Here is a 9,974-nt window from a genome sequence, read left to right on the forward strand (position 1 = left end):
ATGTCAGTTTTGCGTGACGGGAGGGGGCACGATCGGTTCCCTTCCCGTCACGGCGGACGCGATGTTCCCCATGGGTCAACAAGCGCTATCGACTTAAAGGACTCCCTAAATAGCTACGAACTTTTTCAACAAACTTTTCCACATTGGTCGAATAATTCGGGTACGCGATTTCCAATTGTTCAAAATTGTTCGCGTAGACCAATACCACGTTGTCGTAGAAGTTTTCATCTTTCATCGCGAAACCGTCGACATTATGTGTCTCGATCCTGTTCTCGTAACAGTTATACCGTTCCAGCGCCCTATTCAATCTGGATTCAGGGAACGACTCAATATCGAGGAATTGATCATCTCTCGAGAATTTAAGAAGAAACAGATTGTTGTTTTCCTCTGAAAACTTCGGTTGAAGGAAAAATACATTAGAGACGGATGCCTGCAAATCATCCAATAACGGTACTGTGCAGTCAAGGGATCGCAAATCATCAACCAAGATATCATACGTCCGTTCAAATTCTGGAACTTGCGGAGCATCTTCCTCCAGAGCAAACAGACTCGACACTATCTGGAAAAATACTATGCGTTCCGCATCGACGCCTGTCGACGACCTACGAATTTCCGGACTTTTATACTCGGTTCCATAGATTTCCCCGGCCGCCTCGACTGCGGTTGACCAGCAATGTTGCAGTTGTGTACGAAGCTGTATCTCCACTTGATACGACCCGCCATCGGTATTGATTTTCGCTAATAGATGATGCGATCTATAGCCAGACCGCTGCGGGGAAGCAATGTAGTCTTTCTCGCCACCGCTGTTTTTCAACGGAATAATGTCTTTGAGGATCTTGGCGACATACCTAACCTGATCAATATTCTCCGCGATCACACGGCATCCTCCAATGTCATCAAGTTCTCCCAGCTTAAGATGCGTATTGGCTCTCTGCAGCTTGCGAATAATCGAGTCCAACCGCTTCAACCGGTATGTACAAACATAATTCCCAGAACCCGACGTTCGTGCCAGGACAGTGGAGAAACACCGCTGCGTTGCTTCTACGTGTTGGGATCTCCATGCCTGAGCGACCTCAATGGCTTCAGAATATTGTTCATCAGTAAAACTTCCGCCATGTGCCGCAGCCCGTAAAGTCTTTCCGGCCTGATTGGCCCTATTACGGCTAATGGAGACGTTTTCGCCAAAGGTACCCATATCCGCACAGTATAGTAAAATGCTTCCGATTAAAGAAAGGAGGGTGCCATGGCTACCGTGGTAGATGTCGCCGCATATGTTTTGCAACGATGCGGGACTATGACAACCATGAAATTGCAAAAGCTCGTGTTCTATGTTCAAGCGGAGTTTCTTGCGCATCGTGGATATCCTCTTTTTCAGGAAGACTTCCAGGCATGGCGAGGTGGACCCGTATGCCGTGAATTGTTTGCACGGCATCGCGGCATGTTTCTGATTCGCCCCGGCGAGTTGACCGTATCGAACGTTGATAGCGTCTTCACCAATGAAGAGCGACGCGTGATTGACGCCGTATGCGATGAACTCGGCTCGCTGACCGGCAACGAACTGAGTTCACGGACCCACAGTGAACTGCCTTGGAAAACCGTGCGGGGTGATTTGGCTCCGGCAGCAGCTTGCACCGGTCTCATAACCAAGCAATCGATGCGCGAATTTTATTCTGAGCATCCAGTCCTCCCGTAGAGAACACTCTTCTTGTTGTTGGAGTGTTCAGAAAAATCGGCCGCCCCAACACATTGTTGTGCAAACAGAAACCGAACCGCAGCTCGTCCCTTTTGAAGGGTATCCCACATTCCGCACACATGTTCCGTAACCGGGAATAAACCGGAAACGGAACCACGGCCGGCGGGCATGAAAGGAGCCCGCGACATGAAAAACGGAATGTTCATTCCCGCCGAACGGGAACGCCTCGCCGCGCTCGGCGCGGTCGAGGCCGTCACCGCCCGGCGTATCACCTACTCCAAGACGTTCAAGATCGAATTCATGCGCCGCCACCACGCCGGAGACAGACCCGGAACGATCTTCGCCGACGCCGGCCAGGACGGCGCACAGGCGGAACCGCCCAAAACAACACGGCATCCGTCGACAGGGAACGGGCATGATGCCGTCGGTGGATCAGTCCCGCTGTTTCCGTCGCTGTTCGTCCAGCTGCAGGTACCTGTCGACGTAGGGTTTGATGACGTCCAGGTGGTTGTCGCGAATCACGTATTCCAGCAGGGCGTTCACGATGACCTTCTGCTTCAGTCCGGTACGATACGACAGGTCCCGGATGGCGAGCCAGTTCTCCTCCGTGATGTCCACCCCGAGACGGTGCTGCCTGTACGCCATTTCACGCAGCCTGCGCACGTCCTCGTCCGCCTGTTCCTTCGTGCCGGGTTCCGGACGAGGCGACGCCGGCGCGTCCCGCAGCCTCTCCCGCAGCACCTGCAGCACCATCGGGTTGGATGCCACCGCTGGATCGTTGAGCAGCGCGGTCACGGCATCGGACTGCGCTGTCGGGACGGTGCCCGTCGTGTTCCCCGACGGGGCGATGGAAGCATCGGCCTCCGCTGCGACGGCGGTCGCGGAGGACCCTTCCGTGGCCGCCTCCCGACGGCGCTCCCCTGACCGTATGCCGTCCGTCATGTTCCCGGCGTCCGTTGCCGGCACGTCGGCGGCCGACGCGTCAAGCGCCCTGACCGACATGTCGCGCCTGTCGGACAGGCCGACCGCGAAGGCGTTCCTGCGTGCGTTCTTCACCATGGTCTCAGACCTCCTTGCCGTTGTCGCGCACGTAATCGAGCAGTTCCTGCAGGACGCTCGAATATTCCTTGTTGTCGACGGCGTTCGTGCCGTACAGGTTCTTGATCGCCTCTCGTTCGCTGATGTACGTCTCGAATCGTGCGATGCCTTCCTCATCCAGCTGCGCGATGGCGTTCTGCGCGAGAATCGTGCGCGGCTTCACGCGGGTCAGGAGCACGATGCCGTTGGGGGTCGCGGCGTATGTCTTGCCGGCATGCGTCAGATCGCTGATGCTGGGCTGGCACGGGATGACCACCACGTCGGCGGCCCGGATGGCCGCCTGCACGACGCCGGCGTCGGACGGTGGCGTGTCGATGATGACCCATCCGGAGTATTTGCGGCGCAGCAGCTCCGGACTGTTCAATACGGCCTCGTTGGTCTGGATGACGTCAAAGCCGAGTGTGTACGGCTTGTGGGGCTTGCCTGCGGCCTCGTCCTCGTCGCGGAGACGCTCGTCTTCCAATGCGACGTACTGCTCCCACATGGTGGCGCCGCCGGTGTTGTCGGAATCCAGGACCGTGACGGTCTCGCCTCGGCGAGCGAGAAGCCCGGCCAGGGACATGGCCGTGGTGGTTTTCCCCGAACCGCCCTTGATGATCGCGACCGTGACGATGATGGTGTTCTGCGGCATTGGCTTCCTTTCCTTGCAGCGGACATATCCGATTATATGGGAACCACTCTTGCGTTGACACCCGGCATGTCGTTTTCCAACATAAAAACATTTCCTTTTTTCAACGCGCGTTGAATACTATACCGTCCTGGTCGCTTATCGGGATCCGGCGCATGCAGCTACATACACGTTCCATGTGAGGTGCGTTCCGGGCCCGCCGCCGACATGATCGCTAACGCTTCGAATCATCAGCGAATAAGCTGATTCGGTTTCTATAACTCCTGAAAGACGGGCAACGCTTCCCGTTTTTGTACAACAGATCGACGGGAACCAGACCACGGCAGGGATGCATAACGGCCAGGCGGGCAATCTTCATCGAAACCCTCGTCAGGACATTACGATGATTCTCAATGGAAGAATCATATTGAGAATCTCGCCATAAGCGAGCCGTTCCCGATGAGAAAGAGTCCCATTCCAATAAGAGCATGGCCGCAAGACGAATCAGACACCGCTTACACGGCGGGAAGCCGCATGGTGTACCGGAATAAGCGTACGGCGGATCAACGTGCCTCAACACCGCGGGCCGGCTCGAATCGTTTCCCACAGGGAACGGCATGCTGTTCATGGAGGATTCCATACGCCGCCAGCAGTGATATGGCGAGGAAGACCGTGGACGCCGCCTCGTAGACCCACAGTCTGGACAGCAGATAGGCGCGGAACGACGCGCCCGACTGCACGATGAGCTCGGGCACGCCGTCCAGATAGTCCTGCCAGGTGGTGTAGTCCACGGTGATGGCGAGGAACAGCGCGAACGCCGGCATCCATCGGCGTCACGCCGGACATCGGACAGAGTGCCGACGCCTATGATGCCGGGATCACTCCCGATGCTGAGGGGACGGTGGACATCGACTACGTCCTGTCACGGATCCCATGACGCCCCACGAACCAAGACGTCGGTTCTACGGGAAACCCGACGATTGCCCCCTGCCGGCCCGTTCCCACGCCCCTGCCGTTGCGGTATTCGGTCCGCGCCCGGCAACGTCATGCGGGAAACGGCGCCGTCCGGGTCGTGGGAACGGGGAGTCCGACGCCGTCACAGGATGCGTTCGCGCACGCAGACACGGATGGCCTCGGCCCGGTTGTGCACGCCCATCTTCCTGTAGGCATGGTTCATATGGGTCTTCACTGTCCCCTCGGACATGTGCAGCAGACGCGCCGTGGCCGCCGTGGTGCGGCCCCGCAGGTATTCCCGCAGCACCGCCACCTCGGTCTCGGTCAGCATCATGCGCGCGAACGACCACGACCGCTCCCTCCACCCGGACAGATCGTCGCGTCCCGCGGCCGCGGCGACGGCCCTGACGTACTCCTGCAGCGTGGCCTCCTTGCGCAGCACCGCCGCCACGCCCGAATCCCGAGGAACGCCACCGACGGCGTCGGTCCCGAACGCGGTCACCGCCACGACGCGGACGCCCGGATGCCCCTCACGCACACGCCGGGCCAGTTCGATCCCTCCCATCCCGGGCATCGACACGTCGGCCAGCAGCACGTCGGGCACCATATCCGGCGATCCGCAACACAGCAACACCTCCCGGGCCGAACACACGCTCCACAGCACATGGACCGGCGTCGGCGCATCTTCGAACATCGCGGCCAGGGCCTTTGCCACCACAGGGTCGTTGTCGACGATGCCGACGGTGACAGGAGACGGCGCGACCATCCCCGACCCTTCGGACTCCGCATGACGACGCGGCCCGACAGGCCGTCCTTCCCTCAGCATCCCTCCCCCTTCGCCGACGCGCCGCATGGTATGACCGCGTACACGGTCCATTCCCCGGACTCGTCCGCCCACCGCAGCGATCCGCCGCGCCGGTCCAGCTCCCGACGAAGCAGCGCCAGCCCGCAGTCCGACGACAGGACCGACTCCGGGCATGGTCCGCAAGCGCCGCCGCGCCCGTCCGTCGCCGGAACGGAACCGCGCCCGACGGCATCGCGGCCGGCGGGACCGCGTGCAACGGGATTGGAGGCGAACACGCGTATGCGGTCCCCGTCGACGTCGACCTCCAACGCGAACGCCCCGGGACTGCCGTGCTTCAGCATGTTCACGCCCAGTTCCCGGACGCACCGCTCGGCCAGCCGCACCGACGCCGCGTCGATGTCCGAGAGGTCCCCGGTCACACGCACCAGGCCCTTCCACCCCCGCGATTCCAGCCACCGGTCCAACTCCGCCACCGTCGCCGACAGGCACGGGCCGGACGTCGGAACGGCCCCATCGTCCGCGGCGCCTTCCGGTCCAGCGCCGACGGGGCCCGCGCCCCCGTCAAGCAGGGCGCGCTCCGGAGCGAGGACGTCCTCCCGCAGCCGCGTCAGGCTCCGTTCCAGAATGTCCCCGACCTCGCGCATCTCCGCCAGCGTCGTGACGTCGACGTCCCGGCGGGAGACGACGGCGCGGCAGCGCAACAGCGCGCCGACGAGGTCGTTGGCCAGCGAATCGTGCAGCAGCCCCAGCATCCGCAGCCGATGCTCCCGCTGCCGGGACCGTTCGGCCAGCACCGCCCCGGCGCGTTCGGCGTCCCCGGCCCTGCCCGCCATCGCGCCGACGCACCACCACATCGCGCACGTCTGCACGGAAGACGCGGCCTCGGACAGCGGCCCGAACCCCGACACGGCCCCCAGGAGCCCTGGCAGGCATCCGAGAACGAGCGCCGCCGCCACGGACCGCGCCGACCGCCATCGATGCCCGAGCACCGCCAACGCCAGACAGACCGGCACGGACGACAGCCAGTTCACGTCCGGCCCGGGAACCGGCAACGCCACGAAAAGGACCCCGCACGCCACGACGACCAGGGACACCGCGACAGGGGCGCAGGGAAGGACGACAAGCAGGACCGCCATCGCCGCCACCGGGACGTCCGGCAGTACATGCGCCCCCGCCCGCCACGACCAGACCCCGACCCGCCACGCCCAGTCCCCGGCCAGCCACGCCGCGCACAGCCACGACGGCAGGCACAACACCGCACGCCGCCTCATCACATCGACAAGACGCCGCATCACGCCCGGACCACCCTGCGGACCACGTAACGGCCGCCGTCGCAGCGAAGCACGCACACATGCGCGCGCAGCCACGACGCCGCCGCCACGCCGCATAACACCCCGCAGTAATTCACCAGGACGTCGTCGACATCGCACACGCCGAGAGACAGCGCATACTGCAACGCCTCAGCCGACAGCAGCACGGCCGCCACCCCGACATGGGCCCACGGCGATTCCCTCAACGCATCGGTCAGCATCATGCCCACCGGGACGAAAAGCAGCACGTTCAGAACCAGCGTCGGGGAAAGCGGCACGAGCTCGTCCACGATCGCCGCGACATCCCAGTTCACGCCACGCACCCCCACGCTCTTGCCCATCACGGCCCCGGCCAGCAGCACGCAGTACACCACCGCCTGCGCATCGCCCGCCGCCTTCGGAACCCCCGAACCGAACACCCCCAGATCCCAATAGCACACCGCCACGGCAACCGACACGACCGCCACGGCCATCCCGACCCCCAAAACCGGATCGGACTCCAACGCCCCACGCGTCATCGACAGGAGATACGCCCACGCCACGTGCGCGTACACCCAATACGCGAAACCGCCACACGCCAGGGACGCGACCAGCCTGACCGGCGTATGACGCGCCCGCACGACGCCGATCGCCCCATGCCGGCCGACCCTGCGAGAGACCCCGCTCATCCCATGTCTGCCACCCATCACGACACCTTCCGAACAGCCGATAGTCATATGCACGCATCCCGCCGATCGTCTTCGGCATCCCACGACCGACCCGGCCCTCCGCTTCAAAATGGCACGGACGGAACGCGGCACCAGACGCATTGTATGGCGACGACCCGTGCGGCAAGGCTGTACGGCCTCATACGAACGGACAGAGTTCCCGGGATCAGGTCACGCCGCGGCTTCTGGACCACGAACGAATCACCTGTTCATCGACTACGTCAACCAGCCGCACGCCGCCGGACGGACGGTCCTGACCATCACGCACGACCTGGAATACTGCTGGAAGGCCGCGGAACGGGGAAACCACGACTGGTTTCTCTCCCGTCACGGCGGACCCGACGTCCCCATGTCAGGAGCGCGCGGCCGCGGGGTCATGCGTCTCCACGCCGGCCAGGGTGTTGTCCCCCATGGTGATGACGGCCGTGGCCCGCGAGGACAGCGCATGCCCGGGCCTGTGCGTCACGGCGACGAAACCGTCGAAGCTCTCCAGCAGGACGCGCTCGATCAGATCAACCGTGTCGTTGTCCAGCCCCGTGTCGAATTCGTCCAGCAGGCAGAAACGGTAGCCCTGCGCCAGTGTCCGCGCGATGAGCAGACGCTGCCGCTCCCCTCCGGACAGGAGGTTCAGGCTGTCGTCCACCTGCCTGTCAAGCCCGCGCGCGTCCGCCCAATCGCCCAGCTGGGCGCGCCTCAGCGCGTCCATCACGGCAGCGTCCCTGATGGACGCGTCGAACATGCGGACGTTCTCACGGACGCTGCCCCGGAAGATATGGCTCTGCTGGGACAGGTAGCCGATGCGGGCCGCAACGCGCCGCTCCCCCGAACGCGCGTCGACGCCGCCGATGGCGATCGAGCCGTCGTAGTCGTCGTCCAGCCCGACAAGCGCGCGCAGCAGCGAGGACTTGCCGCCGCCGGATGGCCCTTCCACCACATACCGCCCCGACAGGTCGAGACCGAGATCGAACGGACGCCCGACACGGTGCAGCCGTACGCCCGTGAACCGGATGCCGTCACGTGCGGCGCCTGCCGGACCGGACGCCGGCGACGGCGCCATCGGCGCGGGGGTCCGGGACGGCCGTACGGACAGGTCGCCCTCGAGCCGGAGCAGGGTCTCGCGACCCGCGTGATACTGGGCCACCAGTCCGGAGAGCTGGAACATGGGCACGGAGATGTTGCCGATCAGCGCGTACAGGGCGACCACCTGGGAGATCCGCATCGTGCCCTGCATGATCAGCAGCCCGCCGGCCAGCCAGATGCCGAAGATCAGGACACGGCTCAACGCGTTGGTGACCGCGTCCACGCCCATCTGCGTGTCGGCGTCGCGGTAGGCCTTGCCGAGCCATCCGCGGTTCCGCCGCGTGAAATACGCGCGGACGAGCCGCTCCCTGCGCATGAGCCTCCAGTCCGGCATGCCCCGCAGCAGATCCCCCATGCCGTCGTTCAGTTCGTTCTGCGCGTCGACGAGCGCGTTGCGGGCGTCCCGCACACGACGCTTCGACGCCACGGGCACCAGCGCCATGGGAAGGCACAGCAACAGCGCGAACGCCCCCAGGACGGGATTGATGGCAAGGATGCTGACGACCGCGAACGCGACCTGCGAGGCGAGGACCGTGCCGTAAAGCAGCACGTCGATCAGATCGGCCTTCACCTGTTCCAGCTGCGAGGTCATCTGGGAGAAAAGCCGGTCCGCCGACAGGTCCTTCATCCGGGTCAGAGGCATCGCCGATATCCCGTCGAACATCCGCTGGCGCAGACGGCCGAGCATGAGATACGACATGCGTTCGCTGTACGTCTGCCTGCCCCAATACACCACGGACTGCACGACGAGAATCACGACGGCCAGGACGGCGCACAGGCGGAACCGCGCCCACTCACCGTTCTGGACCGCGTCGATCAGCCACTGGAGCACGAACGCGTCAGCCGAGATCAACGCCCCCAGCACGATCGACAACGCAAGGAACAACGCCACCCGCGCACGCCCGACCGAAAACAGCCTCACTATCATCGCAATCCCCCATCGACTCCACGAAGCGCACCACCAGCACGCCATTACCGAAACATAACAGACCGGCCGATACGACGTCCGCCGACACGCCGCGGGAACGACGGCGAACGGTCAGCGGCAGGAAAGGTCACGACGCCGGCGCGTCCCGCAGCCTCTCCCGCAGCACCTGCAGCATCATCGGATCGGACGACACGACCGCACGTTTCCTTCGACGTCGCCGGAGCCGCTCCCCAGTCCCGATGGAGACCGCAGCGTCTCCCCTCTCAGTCGCCATCGGCTCCCTTTTCGTAGCCCAATAACGCTTTCCCGCCCATGGACAGGGCCACAAGAATCGCAGCTGTGGAACAGACAACAGCATACGTCGCGGCGGAACCGGAATCCGGGCAAAGCATCGGCATCAGGATGAAACCCACGGGACTGATCCCCTCGCTGAACACGTAATCGAAAGCGAACACACCCGCCAAGTGCCTACCGGGGACATCCCGCTGGAGCGCGGTGGACCATCGCACCGAGGCCGCGGCAATCGTCAGGCTTCCGAACGCGACCAACGCATACAGCATCCATAGAGGCGCGCCGAAGGACATTCCTACGGGAATCAGGCAAAACGGCAGAAGGGACAGCAAACACACCTTTGCCGTCCGGAACCGATCCGGGACCGTGACGAGCGAGCCGATTATCGAACCCACCGAGAATATCGATTGGATAAGGCCCCACGCCCACGGCGAGTCATAACGATCCTGCATGGCGACAGGGCCCTGCGTCATGAACAACGACCATACAACGAAATGCCAC

10 protein-coding genes are annotated in these 9,974 nt (G+C 63.2%); 1 reads left to right on the forward strand and 9 read right to left on the reverse strand.

Features of this window, described 5'->3' with window-relative positions; all coding sequences use genetic code 11:
- Positions 1-85 precede the first annotated feature (85 nt).
- Positions 86-1,195, reverse strand: coding sequence for a RelA/SpoT domain-containing protein (locus AC1AX7_RS08635; protein ID WP_476509677.1), 1,110 nt, complete (start codon positions 1,193-1,195; stop codon positions 86-88).
- A 48-nt stretch (positions 1,196-1,243) separates the two neighbouring features.
- On the opposite strand from AC1AX7_RS08635, the gene AC1AX7_RS08640 reads away from it, so the two are divergent.
- Entirely contained in the window at positions 1,244-1,693 is a 450-nt protein-coding gene (locus tag AC1AX7_RS08640; protein WP_476509678.1) for a Panacea domain-containing protein, read from the forward strand.
- 432 nt (positions 1,694-2,125) lie between these two features.
- Here AC1AX7_RS08640 and AC1AX7_RS08645 read toward each other — a convergent pair whose 3' ends face one another.
- The 8 genes from AC1AX7_RS08645 to AC1AX7_RS08680 all read right to left on the reverse strand — a co-directional run.
- Positions 2,126-2,752: a hypothetical protein gene (locus tag AC1AX7_RS08645; RefSeq protein WP_476509679.1), complete on the reverse strand. Its 627-nt coding sequence runs from the start codon at positions 2,750-2,752 to the stop codon at positions 2,126-2,128.
- Between the two features lie 4 nt (positions 2,753-2,756).
- The gene (locus AC1AX7_RS08650) at positions 2,757-3,422 is read right to left on the reverse strand and encodes an AAA family ATPase (protein ID WP_476509680.1); all 666 of its coding nucleotides are present in this window, start codon (positions 3,420-3,422) and stop codon (positions 2,757-2,759) included.
- Positions 3,423-3,961: 539 nt separating this feature from the next.
- Entirely contained in the window at positions 3,962-4,222 is a 261-nt protein-coding gene (locus AC1AX7_RS08655) for a hypothetical protein (RefSeq protein WP_476509681.1), read from the reverse strand.
- 272 nt (positions 4,223-4,494) lie between these two features.
- Positions 4,495-5,118 carry a response regulator transcription factor gene (locus tag AC1AX7_RS08660; RefSeq protein WP_476509682.1) on the reverse strand — a complete coding sequence of 208 codons (624 nt, stop codon included), beginning with the start codon at positions 5,116-5,118 and terminating at the stop codon, positions 4,495-4,497.
- Between the two features lie 53 nt (positions 5,119-5,171).
- Complete coding sequence (locus AC1AX7_RS08665; protein WP_476509683.1) at positions 5,172-6,452, reverse strand: sensor histidine kinase; 1,281 nt, start codon at positions 6,450-6,452, stop codon at positions 5,172-5,174.
- Positions 6,449-7,183 (reverse strand): VanZ family protein, encoded by a 735-nt coding sequence (locus tag AC1AX7_RS08670; RefSeq protein WP_476509684.1) that lies wholly within the window; start codon positions 7,181-7,183, stop codon positions 6,449-6,451. The genes AC1AX7_RS08665 and AC1AX7_RS08670 overlap by 4 nt, the downstream gene beginning before the upstream one ends.
- A 343-nt stretch (positions 7,184-7,526) precedes the next feature.
- Positions 7,527-9,182, reverse strand: coding sequence for an ATP-binding cassette domain-containing protein (locus AC1AX7_RS08675; protein ID WP_476509685.1), 1,656 nt, complete (start codon positions 9,180-9,182; stop codon positions 7,527-7,529).
- A 263-nt stretch (positions 9,183-9,445) separates the two neighbouring features.
- The coding region (locus tag AC1AX7_RS08680) for an MFS transporter (RefSeq protein WP_476509686.1) at positions 9,446-9,974 on the reverse strand (529 nt) is incomplete at its 5' end.

The sequence above is a fragment of the Bifidobacterium sp. LH_449 genome (assembly GCF_056356755.1).